The organism is Pseudomonas sp. HN11, assembly GCF_021390155.1.
Lineage (GTDB): Bacteria > Pseudomonadota > Gammaproteobacteria > Pseudomonadales > Pseudomonadaceae > Aquipseudomonas.
The window spans coordinates 1,316,645-1,335,756 of sequence record NZ_CP089985.1 but is presented as its reverse complement, the minus strand read 5'-3'; the positions used below and the strand labels follow the sequence as shown (position 1 = coordinate 1,335,756).

Genomic DNA, 19,112 nt, shown 5'->3' with positions numbered 1-19,112 from the left:
AACAAAGGCCTACTCGGTAACGGATACTCGTATCGCGTATGGGAATACGTGTGGGAATGGGGACGACCGTGGACGGGCTTGAAAGGCCGGAAATTGCCAAAAGCCGGCCGATGTGAATCGACAGTCTGCTGCGGTCGCGCGGGCCAAGTTCCACCGCTAGTGGGGTTATTGCCAAAAAGAGCTTCGAAAATCCCACGCTTAAACTCCAGGATGGCGGAAAAAATAGACATCTGACACTCCATACGTTGATTGAAATGAGTACGACCCGCGCAGCCGCGAAGCCGTACGCCTGTCTATCAGGCAAATCTGAGTGGAGTGAAAACTACAGACGTTCCCTACGCCCCGGCGCTCATTTACCTCCGCGTGTAAATTATGGTCAGTGAAAAACCGAATCCACCCACCGCCCCATCATGAGTGTGGCAAAACAGCAGATGACCACGGAAGTTGCCCGGTTGATCTTAAGGGGCGTCAGCCAGGCCTTTTGAATCCCCTCGAATCGACTGCCCAATAAGATCCACGCAGACCCGACCGGTATCACTACCAATGCCAGTGTGGCCATGAATTCGGCATACCCCTTTAACGAAGCAAATGCCGTCATCGGCGCGATAAACGAAACAATCAGCAAGCCCTTGGGATTCATGACCGTCAACCAGAAGAAATACACGCCGGAAAATCGGTCGCCCTCGCGGTCAGCGACGCTGTTCTTGGACTGCCAAAGTGTGTACGAGACATGCAACAGGTAACACGCCGCTACCAACTGCGTAGCCTTGAGCGCCCACGGTGAATACGTGGCCAAATACAACAACGCCACGCCCCACGCAGAGACCTGCAACAGGTAAGCCAGGCACTCGATAAACGCCAGCATCCAGGACGCCCGAAAGCCGAACAACACCCCGGAGCGAAACAGCAGGGTGTTGGTCGGACCTGGGGCAAGCAACAACAACATCAGGGCTGAAACGGTGGCCAGCATGATTACGCGACGTCCTTCCTCACTCGGAACCACGAAGCATACAGGGCCGGCAAGAACAATAGGGTCAGCGCCGTCGCCACAATCAACCCGCCCATGATCGCCACGGCCATCGGGCCGAAAAACACACTGCGTGACAACGGGATCATCGCCAGCACAGCGGCAAGGGCTGTCAGCACGATCGGGCGGAAGCGTCGGACCGTGGCTTCGATAATCGCCTGCCAGGGCGCCAGACCTGCCTTGATGTCCTGCTCGATCTGGTCCACCAGGATCACCGAGTTACGCATGATCATCCCCGACAGTGCAATGGTCCCCAGCATGGCCACGAAACCGAAGGGCTGGCGGAAGACCAGCAGGAACAGCGTCACACCAATCAAGCCCAGCGGCGCCGTCAGAAACACCATGGCGGTGCGTGAGAAACTGCGCAGTTGCAGCATGAGTAACGTTAACACCACCACGATAAACAGCGGCACGCCGGCTTTTACCGAGTTCTGGCCACGGGTTGAGTCCTCGACAGTACCGCCCACGTCCAGCAGGTAGCCATCCGGCAGCTCGGCGCGCACGCCTTCAAGGGTCGGCAGAATCTGCTGGACCAGCGTCGCCGGCTGATCCTTGCCATAAATGTCGGCGCGGACGGTCACCGTGGGTAGACGGTTACGGTGCCAGATGATGCCCTCCTCGAAACCGTACTCAAGGGTGGCGATCTGCGATAACGCTACGCTTTTGCCATTGTCCGTAGGCACTGCCAGGCTGGGCAGCAACGACAGCTCAGTGCGCTCATGCACCGTTCCGCGCAGGAGGATCTCGATCAACTCGTTGTCCTCGCGGTATTGGCTGACACTGGAACCGGTCAACGAGCGCTGCAGGAATTTCGACAGATTGGCCGTGCTCACGCCGAGCGCGCGGGCGCGGTCCTGATCGATATTGAGGTAGACGATCTTGCTCGGCTCCTCCCAATCCAGATGCACGTTGACCACGTGGGTATTTTCGCGAACCTTGGCCGCCACTTTCCGTGCGAGGGCGCGGACTTCTTCGATGTGTTCGCCCGTCACGCGGAACTGCACCGGATAGCCCACAGGCGGGCCGTTTTCCAGGCGGGTCACCCTCGAGCGCAAATCAGGGAATTGTTCGTTGAGGGTTTCGATCAGCCAGGTGCGCAGGCTTTCGCGTTCCTTGATGGTGTTGGCCAGGACAACAAACTGCGCGAAGCTGGCAGCCGGCAGTTGCTGATCCAGAGGAAGATAGAAACGCGGCGAACCGGTGCCGACATAGGCCACATAGTTGTCGATACCCGCATGCTCCTTGAGCAAGGCCTCCAGACGCTTGACCTGGTCGGCGGTGTTGCTCAACGACGCACCTTCTGCCAGCTTCAGATCCACCATCAGCTCCAGGCGGCCGGAAGCCGGAAAGAACTGTTGCGGCACAAAACGGAACAGCGCCACCGAGCCGATAAACAGCAGCAAGGTCAAGACGATCACCGTTTTACGCCGACGCACACACCACTCCACTAAGCGTCTTACGCGCAGGTAGAAGGGTGTGCCGTAGGGATCAGGCCCATCGGTGCCGTGCTTGGCAGCATGAATTTTCGCCAGGTCCGGCAGGAGCTTTTCCCCCAGGTAGGGCACGAACACCACCGCAGCCACCCAGGAGGCGAGTAACGCAATGGTCACCACTTGAAAGATCGACCGGGTGTATTCACCGGTACTCGATTGCGCCGTGGCAATCGGCAAGAAGCCTGCTGCGGTGATCAGCGTACCGGTGAGCATCGGGAACGCGGTGCTGGTCCAGGCAAAACTGGCGGCCTTGAGCCGATCGTAGCCCTGCTCCATTTTGATCGCCATCATTTCCACGGCGATGATCGCGTCGTCCACCAGCAGGCCCAGGGCCAGAACCAAGGCGCCAAGAGAAATCTTATGCAGACCAATGCCGAGGTAATACATGGAGGCAAACGTCATCGCCAGCACCAGCGGAATTGCCAAGGCCACCACCATGCCGGTACGCACACCGAGGGAGAAGAAACTCACCAGCAACACGATGGCCAGTGCTTCGGCCAGTACCTGTACGAATTCGCCGACGCTGGTTTTCACCGCCGCCGGTTGGTCCGACACCTTGCGCAGCTCCATGCCGGCCGGAAGGTTCTTCTGCAGGCGTGCGAACTCACCTTCCAGGGCTTTGCCCAATACCAAGATATCGCCGCCATCCCGCATGGCCACGGCCAGGCCGATCGCATCCTCACCCATGTAGCGCATGCGTGGTGCCGGCGGGTCGTTGAAGCCACGGTGGATGTCGGCTACGTCGCCGATGCGGAAGGTACGGTCTCCCACGCGTATCGGGAAGTTGCGGATCTCTTCCACGGTCTTGAAGTTACCCGACACCCGCAATTGCACGCGCTCGCTCGGCGTTTCAAAGAAGCCGGCGGTGGAGACCGCGTTCTGTTCCTGCAACGCCTGCTGCACCGCTGCCAAAGGCAGGCCAAGAGTGGCCAGCTTGAGGTTGGACAGTTCTATCCAGACTTTCTCATCCTGTTGGCCAAGCAACTCGACCTTGCCCACGTCCGTCACGCGCTGCAGCTGAATCTGGATACGATCGGCGTAGTCCTTGAGCACGGCGTAATCAAAACCGTCGCCGGTCAGGGCGTAGATGTTGCCGAAGGTGGTGCCGAATTCATCGTTGAAAAACGGCCCCTGGATATCCGGCGGCAAGGTCTGGCGGATATCGCTGATCTTCTTGCGCACCTGATACCACAGCTCAGGAATTTGCGCCGAATGCATGGAATCTCGGGCCATGAAGGTGACCTGGGATTCGCCGGGGCGCGAGAACGAGACGATGCGTTCGTACTCACCGGTCTCCATGAGTTTTTTCTCAATGCGTTCGGTGACTTGCCGCGATACTTCCTGGGCCGTGGCGCCGGGCCAGTTGGTCTTGATCACCATGGCCTTGAAGGTGAACGGCGGGTCTTCGCTTTGTCCCAGTTTGGAGTAGGACAAGGTGCCAACCACTGCCAGCAGGATCATCAGGAACAGGACGATCTGGCGATTACGCAACGCCCATTCGGAAAGATTGAAACCCATCGGGGACTACTCCTTGGCCGCCAGATTCACCACACGGTTGGAGCGATCCACCGGGCGCACTTGCTGGCCCTCGTGAAGCACATGCACACCCGCAGCGATGACCCAGTCGGTCGGGTTCAAACCTTCCAGTACCGGGACGGTTTTTTCACCAAAAGCGCCAATCCTGACGGGTGTGCGTTTGAGGGTGTTGTTCGGCTGTACACGCCAGACGTAGGACGCACCATTCTCCGCACTGAGGGCAGACAACGGTACCGACAGTGGAATAAGCCCATCGGCTTGTATGAATACACGAGCGCTCTGGCCCAGTTCGGCCGGGACCTTGCCGCCGGTGAACGCCACACGAGCCGCGAACGTGCGAGATTTCGGATCGGCTGCCGGTGACAGTTCACGAATACGCCCGCTGAAGCGCTGATCGGGCTGGCTCCACAACTCAACCGACACCGGCTGACCGATCTTGAAGCGGCCAAAGCCCTGCTCCGGCAGGCTGATGAGCACTTCGCGCTCGCCATCTGTGGCCAGGGTGAATACGGTCTGGCCGGCAGATACCACCTGGCCGACTTCCACCGCACGCTTGGCCACCACACCGTCGTGGGGCGCACGCAACACGGCATAACCGGCCTGGTTGCTGGCCACGTCGAACTCGGCCTTGATTTGTTTAAGACGTGCTTCGCCGGACCGGTAGAGGTTTTCGGAATTATCGTACTGGGAGCGGCTGACCATCTGACGGTCCATCAGGGTCTTGTAGCGATCCCGCTCGGCACGCACCAGGCTCAAGTTGGCCTCGGCGGCGGCAACTTGGGCGCGGGTGGCTTCCAATTGCAGGCGCACGTCCTGGGGGTCAAGTTCGGCGAGTGGCTGGTTGGCCTTGACCCGCTCGCCCTCCTCCACGAGGCGCTTGCTGACTTTGCCTGCGATGCGAAAGGCCAGGTCAGGTTCATAGCGGGCGCGCACTTCACCGGGGTAGCTGTCTGCCGACTGCGACGACAGCTGTGGCTGCACCACCATGGCCGGACGAATGGTCGTCTGCGCCGCTTCTTCATGGCCGCAGGCGGCTAATAGGAAGACCAGGCTGAGAGGCAACGCAAAGGGCAGGAAAGTGCTGCGCATGCTGTAGGACCTTTCGCAAATAGAGCTAGGAATAATTATACTGGTGGGTATGTTATTAATACCAAACTCACCAGTCCAGTATTAAAGGTGAAAATGTCCGACAATCCTGTAATCACCAATAGCCCCGGGCGTCCAAAGGACATGGCAAAACGCCAGGCGATCCTCGAAGCAGCAAAAATTCTGTTTTTGAGCAACGGCTACGCCAGTACCAGCATGGACGCGGTGGCACTGGAAGCCGGCGTGTCGAAGCTGACCGTCTACAGCCACTTCAACGACAAAGAGACGTTATTCACCGCCGCCGTGGTGGCCAAGTGCGAAGAACAGTTGCCGGTGATGTACTTCGAGCTGCCCGCAGGTATGCCTGTGCAGACGGTGTTGCTGAACATCGCGCGGGGGTTTCATCGCCTGATCAACAGCGAAGAGTCGGTCAACCTGCATCGCCTGATGATGACGACCGGCAATCAGGACGTGAAACTCTCGCAGATCTTCTTCGAGGCAGGGCCCATGCGCATGCTGCAAGGCATGGAGCGCCTGCTCGGCAAGATCGACCAGAGCGGCGCGCTGAGCATCGACAAACCCTTTACGGCCGCCGAACACTTCTTTTGCCTGCTCAAGGGCACGGCGAATTTCTGCTTGCTGTACGGCTGCGGCGGGCAACTGAGTGAAGAAGCCGCCGAAGAACATGTGCAGGAGGTGGTGGGGTTGTTTATGCGGGCGTATAGGAGGGAGGCAGCGGCAAGTGGTTAGCGGCAAGCTGCAAGTTGAAAGCGCTTTTGCTTGCAGCTTGCAGCTTAAAACTTGAGCGCTTTTTTCGGATAGATGTCATAGCGACTGGATTTGCCATCCAGCGCATGGCTCGGCTTGGGCCCTTCAATGCACGGCGCCTTGCGCGGGCGCTTGACCACCACGCGGTGACTGGCCAGGGCCAGGGCGGCGGCCAGCAGCGCCGGCGCGTCTGGATCATCCCCCACCAGCGGCCGGAACAGGCGCATTTCCTTCTTCACCAAGGCGGTTTTCTCACGGTGAGGGAACATCGGGTCAAGATAGATCACCTGGGGCGGCTCGCCCTCCCAGTTGCGCATCACGTCGATGGAGTTGCCTTTGAGCAACTGCATGCGCGCCACGATCGGTGCCACCTCGAAATCATCCGCGCCACGCGCCAACCCATCTTCAAGCAAGGCGCCGATCAGCGGCTGGCGCTCGATCAGGCTCATCTCGCAGCCCAGGCTGGCCAGTACGAAGGCATCCTTGCCCAACCCGGCCGTAGCGTCCAACACCCGTGGGCGCACGCCTTGGGCAATACCCACGGCCTTGGCGATCATCTGCCCGCTACCACCGCCATACAAACGCCGATGCGCCGCGCCACCTTCGACAAAGTCCACTCGCACCGGCCCAGGCGCATCAGGCCCGAGCTGTTGCAGCTGTAGGCCATGTTCCCCGACTTGCAGGGAAAAGTCCGCATCCGCCACCTGCAACGGCAGCCCCAACAGAGACGCCCACTGCTCGGCACGGTCCTTGAAACCGTCGCCCAAGGCCTCGACCTGGATGCGGCAGGCCGCTGGTTGTTCGCTCATCAATCGCTACGCTCAAAAATATTAAGGATCGGCAAATACCGGCCGATAAAAACAACAGTCAGGTATTTTGCCAGAGCTGAGCGTCGACCGAGAAAAATGTCAGACATTCTTCCCCTAACCATCGGTGTACTGCCGACCCACAACCACTACGGCCTGCGCAACACCCAAGCGCTGGCCGGGGTGAGTCATGTGTGGCAGGACTTCTTCGCCCGTGCATTGGCCGAGCAGCTCGGCGATACGCCGGACGCGCTCGCCGTGCAGGCGCAGGCACCGGCGGACCCAGCGGTGGAGCCCAGCGCCGGCGCCGACCTGCTGTCGCAGATCCTCACCCAGCGTGAGTGCGACGTGAAAGACACCGAAATCGCCCCGCCGGAACCGCTGTTCCTGCCAATCGCCGAGTTCGAAACCGAGCTGCTGCCACCGGCCGCCACGCCGTTCCCGGAAGAAGAAATCGTCGCCCAGCAACGCCAGCAGAACTTCGAAAGCGGTTGGGTCCGCCCGATTGTGCTCACCGCCGGCCAACCGTTGCCAGAGCCTGGCCCGGCGCCGGAGCCACGTCCTCTGCACCTGCCCATCGCCGAATTCGAACTGGACCTGCTGCCGCCAGCCGCCACGCCGTACCCGACCGAAGAGCTGGTCGCGCAGCAAAAAGCACTCGATTTCGACTACTACTGGGCGCGCCCGCTGGTCACCCAGAACCTGCGCCTGGCCGCCTGATACTCAGCGACACACCCACCAACGCCCCATATCCAGATGGAAATGGTTGCGGTGCGCGGCGTTGTAGTCCGGGCTCAGCACCACGTTGAAATCATCGCAGGCACTGTCGCGGACCTGACGCAGGAACCGCGCCTTATCGCCCTCTCCCGGCCAATCCTTGAGCACGCTGATACTGCGCCCGTCCGCCAGGCGGAAACCGGCGACGTCCAGCGCATTGGCCGACGCATGCTGGCTGAGTCGCCCCTCGGCACGGTTATAGACATTGCGACAGGCAAAGCTACCCAGGTGATCGACCCGTGTCACCGCCTGGCCGAATACCGCCCGGGCCGCCGGTTGCAGGCTGTGACGTTCAAAGAGGGCAAACGCCACCGCCAGTGGGCAACTGGCGAGAAAACTGCTGCTCAGCCCAACCGCCGCCCCCTGAACGCGCAAAGTATTGCGTAGCGGACACGGGGCATCGGCGGGCGTATCGGCTTGGTGGCTGACACGCAGGCCTGAGGTTTCCAGCACCTGGTCGCACAGCGCTGGATCATCCTGCAGGCGGCCCAGCTTGTAGCGCGTCAACAGGTTCGGACTGGCGCGCACATCCAACGGGGCCCACGGGTTCCAATCGGCCGGCAGCGGCACCCAACCACGCCAGACGCCAAAGGCACAGGCGCCGGCCAGGATCAGCAGCACGCTTGTTACTTTGAAAAAACGCACCCCTTAATCCTTGAAGAACTGGTTGGCCTGGCTGAATGGCATCTTGCGCTCGGTAAAGGTGAAGGTGCCCAGTTCATACACTTCCTGTGCCGCGCGATAGAACTCGCCATAGGCGGCCAACGCCAGGGCCGAACCGACGCTGATCCGCCGCACGCCCATCGCACTGAGCTGCACGACACTAAGGTTCAAGCCACCAGACATCAACACGTTCACCGGCTTGGGCGCCACCGCCTTGACCACCGCCAGCACTTCCTCGGCACTGCGCAGTGCTGGCGCATACAACACGTCGGCACCGGCTTCGGCGTAGGCTTGCAGGCGGCGGATGGTGTCGGGCAAATCCAGGCGACCATGCAGGAGATTTTCCGCGCGGGCCGTCAGGGTGAACGGGAATGGCAGGCTGCGCGCGGCAGCCACCGCGGCTTCGACGCGTTCGACGGACAGGTCGAAGGGATAGATCGGGTCAGCGCCAATGCCCGTGGCGTCTTCGATGGAGCCGCCGACGATACCCGTGGCGGCGGCACGCAAGATGGTCTGGGCGCAGCCTTCAGGGGTGTCGCTGAAACCGTTTTCCAGGTCAGCTGCTACCGGCAACGCCGTGGCCTTGGCAATCATGCCGGCGTTGATCAAGGTGTCTTCCAGGGACAACGCCCCTTCCGCATCCGGGCGCGCCAGGCTGAACGCATAGCCCGCACTGGTGGTGGCGAGGGCTTCAAACCCCAGGCTGGCCAACATCACAGCGGAGCCGGCATCCCACGGGTTGGGCATCACGAATGCGCGGTCCCGCTCGTGCAAGGCCTTGAAGGTTTTGGCGCGAAGGGTTTGGGCATCCATGTCAGGCTCCTGGCGGAAAAAGAGTCCTAGAGTAACCCCAGTTGCTCCACGGCGGGGGCACGATCCAACACAGGCAATGGGGGCAGGCCCGGTAGACGCGCCATCAACTGATCGTGAAAACGCAGCGCCAGCTGCGCGGCCAGGCGATTATCCGAGGTGTGCAGGAACACGTAGGGGGTGCGGCCTTCTTCGATCCAACCGGCGACTTTTTCCACCCACGGCGCCAGGAACGGGTCGTTGGCTTGCAGTTCGGGATGACCGATAAAACGCACTTGGGGAAACTGCGTCAACGCCGCTGGCCGCGGTGGCACCTTGGGCTTTTTCGATTGGGCGTGCAGTACGGCGGCCGATGTCGACGTGCAACTGAACAACGCACGCGGGTCCAGGCAGATACGCTCCACACCCCGGTCGCGTAACAAGCGGTTAAGCATGCGCTCGGCGTCGCCTTTGGCGAAGAACTCCGAATGACGCACTTCCACCGCCATGGGCCGCTCCAAACCATCAATGAAGCCTGCCAACTCCCCCAGCCGCTGCGGCGTGAACGTCGCGGGCAACTGCAACCACAGCGGCGATACGCGTGCCCCCAAGGGACTCATCAGTCCCACGAAGCTTTCTGCTGCCGGTAGCTGCTCAATCAGGTTGCCGCTGTGGCTGATATCACCGGGAAACTTGGCCGTGAAACGGAAATCGTCAGGCATGATTTCAGCCCAGCGTTGCACCGTGGCGGCCGAAGGTCGGGCATAGAACGTGGTGTTGCCTTCAACGGCGTTGAAGACCTGGGAGTAGAGCGCGAGGTAATCGCTGGAACGGGCATCGGCGGGGTACAGGTACTCGCGCCAGGCGTTTTCGCTCCAGGACGGGCAACCGAGGTAGTAAGGCAGACGCATCAGATGTGGATGTCGAGACCCAACACTTCCATATCCCATTCGACAAAACCGGCGGTGGTCAGGTAGCTGGCCAAGGCGGTGGCAACGCTTTTGCTCATGGAGCGTGGGAAGACCATGTCTTGCTGACGGGCGGGAAGACCACTGATACGTGCTTGAGCGTTGGCCTGCGCGTCGGACTGGACCTCGATGAAGTCCGGCGAATCCTCGACGGACCCGTCTACCGTGACGTTTGCCTTACGCGGCTTGCGCTTGATTGGGTAGGACTGTGAGGAAAAGCCATCGATACGCATAGGCGCGAACTCGCTATCAGTAATGGCATTTTGGCAGCATCATCCGTGGTGCGCAAATGCTCTGGTGATAACTAGAACACATAATTTGAAAAAGGTTTAAAACCGGGGCCAAATTCTGACGATTGGTGAATTTAGCCCCAAATTGCCATCACTTTTGACGTCAAATAATCCCGCGTTCGGCCTTGGTCTGCGCGACTTTATCGCGTAGGTAGACAGGTGCTGCTTGGTCTGCAGCAATCGCCTCTCCCCGTTCGAATGCGAAGCGCGCGAGGGCCAACAGGTCTTCAGCATGCGGCAACATCGCAGCATCCTGGCCAATCAACGGCACAGCGATGCGCTTGCCATACCCCCAACCGGTGCCAGCACCGAACCAATCACCGCTGACATCGTCCGGCAACACCGATGACTCCGGCGGTTGCACAGCTTCCACGCCCACCAGGCGCATCTCGCCTGCCGTTTCGCGGTAGCAACCCCAATACACTTCATCCATGCGCGCATCGATGGCTGCCGCAACCTGACGGGCACCGTGCTCACGCAAGGCGCGCTGGGCCAGCACAGCCAGGTTGGACACCGGCAATACCGGGCGCTCCAACGCAAATGCCAATCCCTGCACCACACCAATGGCAATGCGTACACCGGTGAACGCACCCGGCCCACGGCCAAACGCGATGGCATCCACCGCTGCCAGCGTAGTGCCGGCGTCTTCCAGCAGTTGCTTGATCATCGGCAACAGCTTCTGCGCATGCAGGCGCGGGATCACCTCGTAGTGGCTCGTTACCTTGCCATCGTGCAGCAGGGCAACGGAGCAAGCTTCAGTCGCGGTGTCCAGGGCCAGCAGGGTGCTCATCGGTGTGGGTGTCCAGTCGAAAAAAAGTGCGCCAGTATAAACAACAACGGCCCGCAAGCGGGCCGTTATCCGTGAAGCCCGTCGAGGGATCAGCTCAGTGCTTGCAGCACTTTGGCGGTGATCGCTTCAACCGAGCCGACGCCAGGAATGTGGCTGTATTTCGGCTTGCCCTGGGCAGCGGACAGCTTCTGGTAGAAATCCACCAGCGGCTTGGTCTGGGAATGATAGACCGACAGGCGATGACGCACGGTTTCTTCGGTGTCGTCTTTACGCTGCACCAGGTCTTCGCCCGTCACATCGTCCTTGCCTTCCACTTTGGGTGGGTTGTAGACGGTGTGGTACACGCGGCCGGAGGCTTCGTGAACGCGACGACCGGCAATGCGCTGGACGATTTCTTCATCCTCCACCGCAATTTCCACCACGGCGTCGAGCTCAACGCCGGCCTTCACCAGGGCTTCAGCCTGGGGAATGGTGCGTGGGAAGCCGTCGAACAGGAAACCGTTCTTGCAGTCTTCCTGGCTGATGCGTTCCTTGACCAGGTTGATGATCAAGTCATCGGAAACCAGGCCACCGCTGTCCATCACGCTCTTGGCGATCAGGCCCAGCTCGGTGCCGGCCTTGACGGCCGCACGCAACATGTCGCCGGTGGAGATTTGTGGAATGCCGAATTTTTCAGTGATGAACTTTGCCTGAGTACCTTTACCGGCCCCGGGAGCTCCCAGCAGAATGACGCGCATCGATGTGCTCCTCAATTTTTTATATAGAGATGACGCTCGGATTCGCCGCGGGGGGCCAATCGCGTAAAAATAGAATTCGGGCCGCCCAAACGGCCAAAGGCTGATCAAGATACACAGCAGGCCTTAACCACACAAGCCGCCAAAAGTCGCAGGAACCCGCGCAGCGCTTACGTCATAGGTAGGGATGTGCCTGAGTGCAACCCAGCCCCGTAAACGCCGACCGCCCTTTTCAGGGCGGCCGGTGCGGTTTATCCGCAAGCCATTGAGAACACGCAAAAAATCTTAGCCGGTGTTGCGCAGACCGGCGGCAATACCGGCCACGGAGACCAGCAGCGCCTGTTCCAGAGGGCTGTCCTGTGCCGCTTCCTGCTGGCGTGAGCGCGCCAGCAACTCGGCTTGCAGCAGGTGCAAGGGGTCGAGGTAGGTGTTACGCAGGCGGATGAACTCCAGAGTGTCTGGGCTGTGAGCCAGCAGTTGCGACTGCCCGGTCAGGCCAAGCACCACGCTGCACGCCTGCGACAATAGGTCGCGCAAGTGCTTACCCAATGGCAGCAGGTCAGGCTGCACCAGGCGCTCGTCATATAGGCGGGCGATATCGGCATCGGCCTTGGCCAGCACCATCTCCAGCATATCGATGCGGGTACGGAAGAACGGCCACTGCTCGCGCATCTGCCCCAGCAATTCGCCTTCGCCGCGCTCCAGGGCCTTGCTCAGCGCCGCTTCCCAGCCGAGCCAGGCCGGCAACATCAGGCGAGTCTGGGTCCAGCCGAAAATCCACGGAATAGCACGCAGACTTTCTATTCCTCCCGCGCGACGCTTGGCCGGTCGACTGCCCAGGGGCAAGCGACCCAGCTCCTGTTCCGGGGTGGACTGGCGGAAATACTCGACGAACTGCGGATTTTCCCGCACCACTGCGCGGTAAGCGCTGACACCATCTGCCGCCAATTCATCCATCAAATGGCGCCAGGCCGGCTCGGGCGGCGGCGGTGGCAACAGGGTCGCTTCCAATACCGCAGCCAGATAGAGATTGAGGTTCTGCTCGGCGATATCCGGCAGGCCGAACTTGAAGCGGATCATCTCGCCCTGTTCGGTGGTGCGGAACCGCCCCGCCACCGAGCCCGGTGGCTGCGACAGGATCGCCGCGTGAGCCGGGCCGCCGCCACGGCCGACGGTGCCACCGCGACCGTGGAACAACAACAGTTCCACCTGTTGCTCGCGGCAGATATCCACCAAGCGTTCCTGCGCCCGGTACTGCGCCCAGGCAGCGGCGGTGGTGCCGGCATCCTTGGCCGAATCCGAGTAGCCGATCATCACTTCCTGCGGACCCTGCAAACGCGCGCGATAGCCCGGCAACAGCAACAGCTGCTCGATCACAGGGCCGGCGTTGTCCAGGTCGGCGAGGGTTTCGAACAGCGGCACTACACGCATCGGCCGCTGTACGCCCGACTCTTTAAGCAACAGCTGCACCGCCAGCACGTCCGACGCAGCACCGGCCATGGAGATGACATACGAACCCAGGGATGCGGCGGGTGCAGCGGCGACTTCCTTACAGGTGTTGAGCACCTCGGCCGTGTCCGCCGACGGTTTGAAATAGCCCGGCAGCAGCGGTCGACGACTGGCCAGCTCGTTCATCAGGAAGCTGATGCGCGCCTCTTCGTCCCAATCCTCGTAACGCCCCAGGCCCAGGTAGTCGGTGATTTCAGTCATGGCCGCCGAATGGCGACTGGAGTCCTGGCGAACATCCAGCCGTACCAGGAACAAACCGAAGGTCACCGCCCGACGCAGGCAGTCGAGCAACGGGCCATCGGCGATCACGCCCATGCCGCATTCGTGCAACGACTGGTAACACAGCTCCAGCGGCTCCAGCAGATCGCGGTTGTTCTGCAACACCTCGGCCGACGCCGGTGTGTTGCTGCTCAACGCGGTGTGTGCCCATTGGCGAGTGGCCCGCAGGCGTTCGCGTAGCTGCTTGAGCAAGGCGCGATAAGGCTCGACGCTATCACCGACCTTGGCCTGCAACGCCGGGCTGGCTTGCTGCATCGACAGCTCGGAGGCCAGTTGGTCGATATCGCGAAGGTAGAGGTCGGCGGCCATCCAACGCGCCAACAACAGCACTTCACGGGTGACCGGCGCGGTGACATTCGGGTTGCCGTCACGGTCGCCGCCCATCCACGACGCAAAGCGGATCGGCGCCGCTTCCAGGGGCAAGCGCAAGCCGGTGGCGGCGTGCAGCGCCTGGTCAGCCTTGCGCAGATAATTAGGGATTGCGTGCCACAGCGAGTGCTCGATCACCGCAAAGCCCCACTTGGCTTCGTCCACCGGCGTGGGCCGGGTGCGGCGTATTTCCTCAGTGTGCCAGGCTTCGGCGATCAGGCGTTGCAGCCGCTGGCGGATCTGCTCGCGTTCTGCGGTAGTGAGGTCGCGGTGATCCTGCGCCGCCAATTGGGCAGCGATGGCATCGTATTTCTGAATCAAGGTGCGGCGCGCCACCTCAGTGGGGTGGGCGGTGAGGACCAGTTCGATCTCCAGGCGCCCCAACTGGCGGGCCAGGGATTCGTTGCTGTGGCCTTCGCTTTGAAGGCGCGCCAGCAACTCGGGCAATACGCGGGACTCGAACGGTGCCGGCTGCGACTCATCGCGCCGGTGGATCAGTTGGTACTGCTCGGCAATATTGGCCAGGTTGAGGAACTGATTGAAGGCTCGGGCCACAGGCAGCAGTTCGTTTTCCTGCAACTGATTCAGACTAGTGCTCAGCTCATCCCCAGCACCCCGTCGGTCAGCCTTGGCGCCTTTGCGGATCTGCTCGATCTTATCGAGGAAATCATCGCCGTACTGCTCTCGAATGGTGTTGCCCAACAGCTCACCCAGCAGGTGAACATCCTCACGCAAGCGTGCATCGATATCACTCATCAGCCAATCTCCAGCCAGAAATCCGGGACGCGCAGGTTTGCCAGAGTGCCGCCAGCGCCCATTTATGACAAGACTTTAAACCTTGTGAGTTGCAGCTAGTCTCAACAGTGAGTCGCCTGTGTTTATCCATGCGCGCGACTGGACACTCATCATCGCCTGCCATCGCGGGCTTCATTGAGGCTGCCATGAAAATTCGAGAACTGGCCCAGCATTGGGAAGAGAACGCCAAGGGTCGCTTGACCAAGACCGAGTACGCCATCCACTTGGATATGGAGTCCGCCGCGCGGCTGGCGGCCATTACCGAAATGTATCCGAAACGCCACCCCGAAGAATTGCTCGGTGAGTTGATCGGCGCAGCCCTGGAAGAGCTGGAAGCCAGCTTCCCCTACATCAAGGGACAACAGGTGATTGCGACCGATGAAGAAGGCGATCCGCTGTACGAAGATGTGGGACCCACCCCACGCTTCCTGACGCTGTCGCGCCGCTATCTGCATGATTTATCAACCAGCGGCGACGAACAGAAACACTGACATCTTCCACCCAAGTCCCGTATTCCGGGCCCTTTTATGGGCCCGGCGTACCGCTGCGCAACGCAGAAGTTCCAACTTTTTAAACTGACCAACCAGTCAGATATTTTTTTAGGCAAATCGCCATCTTCTCTGAACTTTTGAAAAAAGCCTCCGGTCACAGCCAGTAAGCCATCACTTGGAACGGTCGTTTTAAAGGGCAATTTGTGCATCAGTGCCAAGCCCGCCGCCGCAGACCAGTGACATGGATTTTGATGTTTTTCAGGAGTTATCCAATGGAGTTGAAGACGATGAAGACCAGCACTGCCAAATCCTCGTTTAACCACCTGCGCGGGCTCAAATTGGCCGCGCTGGCAATCGGCACCAGCTTCGTTCTGGCGGGCTGCGCCGGCAATCCTCCGACCGAGCAGTACGCGGTCACCCAGTCCGCAGTCAACAGCGCGGTCAGCGCCGGCGGTACTGAGTACGCAGCGGTGGAAATGAAGGCGGCGCAAGACAAGCTCAAAGAAGCCGAAATTGCCATGCACGACAAGAACTACGACAAAGCTCGCCAGTTGGCTGAACAAGCCGAGTGGGACGCTCGCGTCGCAGAGCGCAAGGCTCAGGCCGCCAAGGCTCAACAGGCTGTGAAGGACTCCCAGAAAGCCGTTGAAGAGCTGCGTAAGGAAGGCATGCGTCCGGCTGCTATCCAGCAGAAGTAAGACGCTTCCTGTGACTGCAACGCACCTGATATCGAATTGAAAGGACGACACGACTATGCGTAAACAATTGATGATCCCTGCCCTGCTGGCGATGAGCGTTGCCCTGGCGGCCTGCTCCACCCCGCCGAACGCGAACCTGGAAAACGCACGGACCAACTTCTCGGCCCTGCAAACCAACCCGCAAGCCACCAAGCTGGCGGCACTGGAAACCAAGGACGCCAGCGAATGGCTGGACAAGGCTGACAAGGCCTATCGCGACAAAGAAGACGAGAAGAAAGTCGACCAGCTGGCCTACCTGACCAACCAGCGCGTTGAAGTGGCCAAAGACACTATCGTGCTGCGCGAATCCGAAGCCAAGCTGAAAAACGCCGGCGACGAACGTGCCCGCGCCCTGCTGGACGCCCGTGATGCACAGATCAAGCAACTGCAGGACAGCCTGAACGCCAAGCAGACTGATCGCGGCACCCTGGTAACGTTTGGTGACGTGCTGTTCGCTACTAACAAGTCCGACCTGAAATCCAGCGGCCTGGTGAACATCACCAAACTGGCTCAGTTCCTGCGCGACAACCCGGACCGTAAAGTAATCGTTGAAGGCTACACCGACAGCACCGGTTCCGATTCGTACAACCAGAGCCTGTCCGAGCGCCGTGCGGCTTCCGTACAACGCGCACTGGCTCAACAAGGTGTGGATATCTCGCGCATCGTGACCCAGGGTTACGGCAAGGAATACCCGGTTGCCGACAACGGCAGCGTCTCGGGCCGTGCGATGAACCGCCGCGTTGAAGTGACTATCTCCAACGACAATCAGCCGGTCAAGCCACGGTCTTCCATGGCTAACTGATTGATGCTGCATAAAAAAACCCACCTTTCGGTGGGTTTTTTCGATCAGGAGAAGAAGATCTGACGGCCGATGTCGTCGTCGATGCCCGGCACCTTCCCCGAGCCGTTGAGACCGATATTACTGAGGTCTATAGCACGATTAGACTCGGCGCCTTGCATAGCCATATCCATGATCTTCTTCGCCTCTTCCTCTTTTACCTGGCCGCCTTGCTGACCCTCCTCTCCACCCTGGCCCAGCTTTTGTGCGCTCTGGGTCATTTCCCCCCAGCTGGAGCTTGGGGCAATTCCACCCGTTATTGTAGACATATTCATACTCCCAAAATCGATACAGGTAAGTTGTCTGCCAGCAACACACTGACGAGTCATTCAGTGGCTTCCTACGCAAAACCGTTCCAAATATTTCTGGAGCTGGACGATTTTTTTTGAGAAGGAACTCTCGCGCAGTTTTGGCGTTTCCTGCCCCATGCAGCGAACAGCCTGCTTTTAGGTATTCACCAATACGCCGCTCAAGCCTTTGTATTCGGTACCAAACATCACCAGCACACCCTCGACACACTGCGCCACCTGGGCAGCCGGGGTCAGTGACACCTTGTAGTCTTCGCCCAGCACGGTCTTGAGCAGAGTGAAGTCGCTGTAACAGCGTATCTTCGGGTTTGGCAAAGTGCAGGTAGCCGTAGTACCACAGGCAGCCGACAGTGCCGATGCCGGTGAGGATCAGCCGGTCAAACCACGGTTGTCCGTAGCTAACTGATCGAATGGAGTGCCCCCCGCCTCGATAGGCGGTGTTTTTTCGTTGTGACCCTCAGAAACGGTGGTGTTTTCAAATTTAGTATTCGATCGGAGACTCGTCGCTTTCGAAACCTGCATATCCAGGCTTTTCTTTGCGCGGCTCCTTCAGGTCCTTTTGTGCAAGCTCGGCGGCGCCCTCGTCAAGCGCTTCAACCAGCCTCTGCGTCCTGCACATTTTCACCCACCTCTCTATCGCACTTATCTCATCCAACTTGACCATAAGTCTCCCCTGGTTGGCGGTTCGCACCTACCCACCACGAACGCTGACAAACCATTGAGTGGCCTGTTAAGCAAAGCGGTTCCAAATATTTCACACGCGGTGCATTCGGATTACTGCTGGAGCTGTGACGTTTCCTGGCCCACGCACCGCACCGCCTGTTTTTTGTTATCCACCAGCACACCGCTCAAGCCTTTCTGCTCGGTGTCGAACATCACCAGCACGCCATCCACGCACTGCGCCACTTGTGCGGCCGGCGTCAGGGAGATCTTGTAGTCTTCTCCCGGTACCGTCTTGAGCAGGGTGAAATCGCTGAGCAACAGCGCATCTTCCGGCTTGGCGAAGTGCAGGTAACCGTAGTACCACAGGCAACCGACGGTACCGATGATAGTGCCGATGCCGGTGAGGATCAGCGGGATCATGTTGCGTTCTTCGCTCATTGCGGGCTCTCTGATGAATCAACGTGAGGAGTGGGGTAGTTCGGAATTTCGCCCAACCGCCGCAGGCCGTTGAAGTGCTGCGGGTCATCCAGGTAGCGCAGCATCACGGTTTGCCAGGTCTTGTCGGCAAAGGTCTGCACGTGGCCGCCTCGGGTCAACTGCAGCACCTTGGGCGGCGGTGCGGCCTGGTACAGGCGAATGCCATTGGCCACGGGCACGATCGGGTCATCCAGGCTGTGGAACAACAGCTTCGGCACGCTAGTCAGCTGAGGCATGGCATAGATCGCACTGTCGCCGTCCGGCACCAGCCAGGACAGGGGCACCTGGAATGGCCATGTTAACCAGGAGGTGCTCAGGGCGAATTGTCCTACATCACGATAACTGGCGGGCACGCCATCCAGCACCAATGCTTTGAGCTGGGATTGGCGCTCTGGGTGGGCGGCCAGGTAGTGGACGGCCAGCGCACCACCCAGGCTTTGGCCCAGCACAATCAATGGCTGGCCCTGGGTTTCGGGCGCCTTGTCGATCCAACTGAACGCCGCGTCCACATCCTGGTAGATCGCCGGCAACGACGGTTTGCCTTCCGACAAGCCATAACCGCGATAGTCCAGCAGCAACACTTGGTAGCCCTGTTCGGGCAGCCACCAACTGCCGCCCAGGTGCCAGGCCAGGTTGCCGCCGTTACCGTGCAAATGCAGCACCGTGCCTTTGAGCGGCACGCCGGCCTTGGCCGGCAACCACCAGGCGTGGAGCTTTACGCCGTCTGCGGTGGTCAAGGTGACGTCGCGGTACTGCAGGCGCGCTTTCTGCGGGGTGAACGGCAGGCCGGGCTCGGGGTAAAACAGCAGTGAGCTGCAACCGTTCAATGTGAGTAGCAGGCACAGAATGCCGAGGATTCTCATCCGTTGAAGCCTCGCTATTATTCGCAGTTTTAAGTTTTCAGAGACTCACATGTGGG

The 19,112-nt window shown here is 60.1% G+C and carries 20 protein-coding genes and 1 pseudogene; 5 read left to right on the top strand and 16 right to left on the bottom strand.

Features of this window, described 5'->3' with window-relative positions; all coding sequences use genetic code 11:
* Positions 1–376 precede the first annotated feature (376 nt).
* The 3 genes from LVW35_RS06055 to LVW35_RS06045 are packed head-to-tail and all read right to left on the bottom strand — an operon-like array spanning position 377 to position 5,145.
* Positions 377–970: a LysE family translocator gene (locus tag LVW35_RS06055; protein WP_233894237.1), complete on the bottom strand. Its 594-nt coding sequence runs from the start codon at positions 968–970 to the stop codon at positions 377–379.
* A gap of 2 nt (positions 971–972) precedes the next feature.
* Complete coding sequence (locus tag LVW35_RS06050) at positions 973–4,038, bottom strand: efflux RND transporter permease subunit (RefSeq protein ID WP_233894235.1); 3,066 nt, start codon at positions 4,036–4,038, stop codon at positions 973–975.
* Positions 4,039–4,044: 6 nt separating this feature from the next.
* Positions 4,045–5,145, bottom strand: coding sequence for an efflux RND transporter periplasmic adaptor subunit (locus tag LVW35_RS06045; RefSeq protein WP_233894233.1), 1,101 nt, complete (start codon positions 5,143–5,145; stop codon positions 4,045–4,047).
* A 93-nt stretch (positions 5,146–5,238) separates the two neighbouring features.
* Between LVW35_RS06045 and LVW35_RS06040 the strand changes: the two genes are divergently transcribed.
* The gene (locus LVW35_RS06040) at positions 5,239–5,892 is read left to right on the top strand and encodes a TetR/AcrR family transcriptional regulator (RefSeq protein WP_233894231.1); all 654 of its coding nucleotides are present in this window, start codon (positions 5,239–5,241) and stop codon (positions 5,890–5,892) included.
* 44 nt (positions 5,893–5,936) lie between these two features.
* Here the strand turns inward: LVW35_RS06040 and LVW35_RS06035 are convergent, their stop codons facing one another.
* Positions 5,937–6,719 (bottom strand): class I SAM-dependent methyltransferase, encoded by a 783-nt coding sequence (locus LVW35_RS06035; protein ID WP_233894230.1) that lies wholly within the window; start codon positions 6,717–6,719, stop codon positions 5,937–5,939.
* 96 nt (positions 6,720–6,815) lie between these two features.
* Between LVW35_RS06035 and LVW35_RS06030 the strand changes: the two genes are divergently transcribed.
* Entirely contained in the window at positions 6,816–7,436 is a 621-nt protein-coding gene (locus tag LVW35_RS06030; protein ID WP_233894229.1) for an energy transducer TonB, read from the top strand.
* Between the two features lie 3 nt (positions 7,437–7,439).
* Here the strand turns inward: LVW35_RS06030 and LVW35_RS06025 are convergent, their stop codons facing one another.
* The 7 genes from LVW35_RS06025 to ppc all read right to left on the bottom strand — a co-directional run bounded on the left by LVW35_RS06025 (position 7,440) and on the right by ppc (position 14,640).
* Entirely contained in the window at positions 7,440–8,138 is a 699-nt protein-coding gene (locus LVW35_RS06025; protein WP_233894228.1) for an extensin-like domain-containing protein, read from the bottom strand.
* A 3-nt stretch (positions 8,139–8,141) separates the two neighbouring features.
* Positions 8,142–8,969, bottom strand: coding sequence for an isocitrate lyase/PEP mutase family protein (locus tag LVW35_RS06020; RefSeq protein WP_233894227.1), 828 nt, complete (start codon positions 8,967–8,969; stop codon positions 8,142–8,144).
* Between the two features lie 26 nt (positions 8,970–8,995).
* Positions 8,996–9,856 carry a DUF72 domain-containing protein gene (locus tag LVW35_RS06015; protein ID WP_233894226.1) on the bottom strand — a complete coding sequence of 287 codons (861 nt, stop codon included), beginning with the start codon at positions 9,854–9,856 and terminating at the stop codon, positions 8,996–8,998.
* Positions 9,856–10,146 (bottom strand): hypothetical protein, encoded by a 291-nt coding sequence (locus LVW35_RS06010; RefSeq protein ID WP_233894225.1) that lies wholly within the window; start codon positions 10,144–10,146, stop codon positions 9,856–9,858. Before LVW35_RS06010 ends, LVW35_RS06015 begins: the two co-directional genes overlap by 1 nt.
* A 160-nt stretch (positions 10,147–10,306) precedes the next feature.
* Positions 10,307–10,993, bottom strand: a complete 687-nt coding sequence (gene tsaB / locus LVW35_RS06005) for a tRNA (adenosine(37)-N6)-threonylcarbamoyltransferase complex dimerization subunit type 1 TsaB (protein ID WP_233894224.1) — start codon at positions 10,991–10,993, stop codon at positions 10,307–10,309.
* An 89-nt stretch (positions 10,994–11,082) separates the two neighbouring features.
* On the bottom strand, positions 11,083–11,730 hold the full coding sequence (adk, locus tag LVW35_RS06000; protein WP_010212617.1) for an adenylate kinase: 648 nt from the start codon (positions 11,728–11,730) through the stop codon (positions 11,083–11,085).
* Between the two features lie 282 nt (positions 11,731–12,012).
* Positions 12,013–14,640 (bottom strand): phosphoenolpyruvate carboxylase, encoded by a 2,628-nt coding sequence (gene ppc, locus LVW35_RS05995; protein ID WP_233894223.1) that lies wholly within the window; start codon positions 14,638–14,640, stop codon positions 12,013–12,015.
* 185 nt (positions 14,641–14,825) lie between these two features.
* On the opposite strand from ppc, the gene LVW35_RS05990 reads away from it, so the two are divergent.
* The 3 genes from LVW35_RS05990 to LVW35_RS05980 all read left to right on the top strand — a co-directional run bounded on the left by LVW35_RS05990 (position 14,826) and on the right by LVW35_RS05980 (position 16,709).
* Positions 14,826–15,170, top strand: coding sequence for a pilin assembly protein (locus LVW35_RS05990; protein ID WP_233894222.1), 345 nt, complete (start codon positions 14,826–14,828; stop codon positions 15,168–15,170).
* Positions 15,171–15,442: 272 nt separating this feature from the next.
* Positions 15,443–15,868 (top strand): DUF4398 domain-containing protein, encoded by a 426-nt coding sequence (locus tag LVW35_RS05985; protein WP_233894220.1) that lies wholly within the window; start codon positions 15,443–15,445, stop codon positions 15,866–15,868.
* Between the two features lie 55 nt (positions 15,869–15,923).
* Positions 15,924–16,709: an OmpA family protein gene (locus LVW35_RS05980; RefSeq protein ID WP_233894218.1), complete on the top strand. Its 786-nt coding sequence runs from the start codon at positions 15,924–15,926 to the stop codon at positions 16,707–16,709.
* Positions 16,710–16,753: 44 nt separating this feature from the next.
* On the opposite strand, the gene LVW35_RS05975 is transcribed toward LVW35_RS05980, so the two are convergent.
* From LVW35_RS05975 to LVW35_RS05955, 5 genes and pseudogenes are all read right to left on the bottom strand, one after another.
* Positions 16,754–17,014 (bottom strand): hypothetical protein, encoded by a 261-nt coding sequence (locus LVW35_RS05975; protein WP_233894217.1) that lies wholly within the window; start codon positions 17,012–17,014, stop codon positions 16,754–16,756.
* 177 nt (positions 17,015–17,191) lie between these two features.
* Positions 17,192–17,426: pseudogene (locus tag LVW35_RS05970) on the bottom strand (hypothetical protein).
* 108 nt (positions 17,427–17,534) lie between these two features.
* Positions 17,535–17,717 (bottom strand): hypothetical protein, encoded by a 183-nt coding sequence (locus LVW35_RS05965; protein WP_233894216.1) that lies wholly within the window; start codon positions 17,715–17,717, stop codon positions 17,535–17,537.
* A 110-nt stretch (positions 17,718–17,827) separates the two neighbouring features.
* Entirely contained in the window at positions 17,828–18,154 is a 327-nt protein-coding gene (locus LVW35_RS05960) for a hypothetical protein (protein ID WP_233894215.1), read from the bottom strand.
* The gene (locus tag LVW35_RS05955; protein WP_233894214.1) at positions 18,151–19,056 is read right to left on the bottom strand and encodes an alpha/beta hydrolase; all 906 of its coding nucleotides are present in this window, start codon (positions 19,054–19,056) and stop codon (positions 18,151–18,153) included. The genes LVW35_RS05960 and LVW35_RS05955 overlap by 4 nt, the downstream gene beginning before the upstream one ends.
* Between the last annotated feature and the right edge of the window lie 56 nt (positions 19,057–19,112).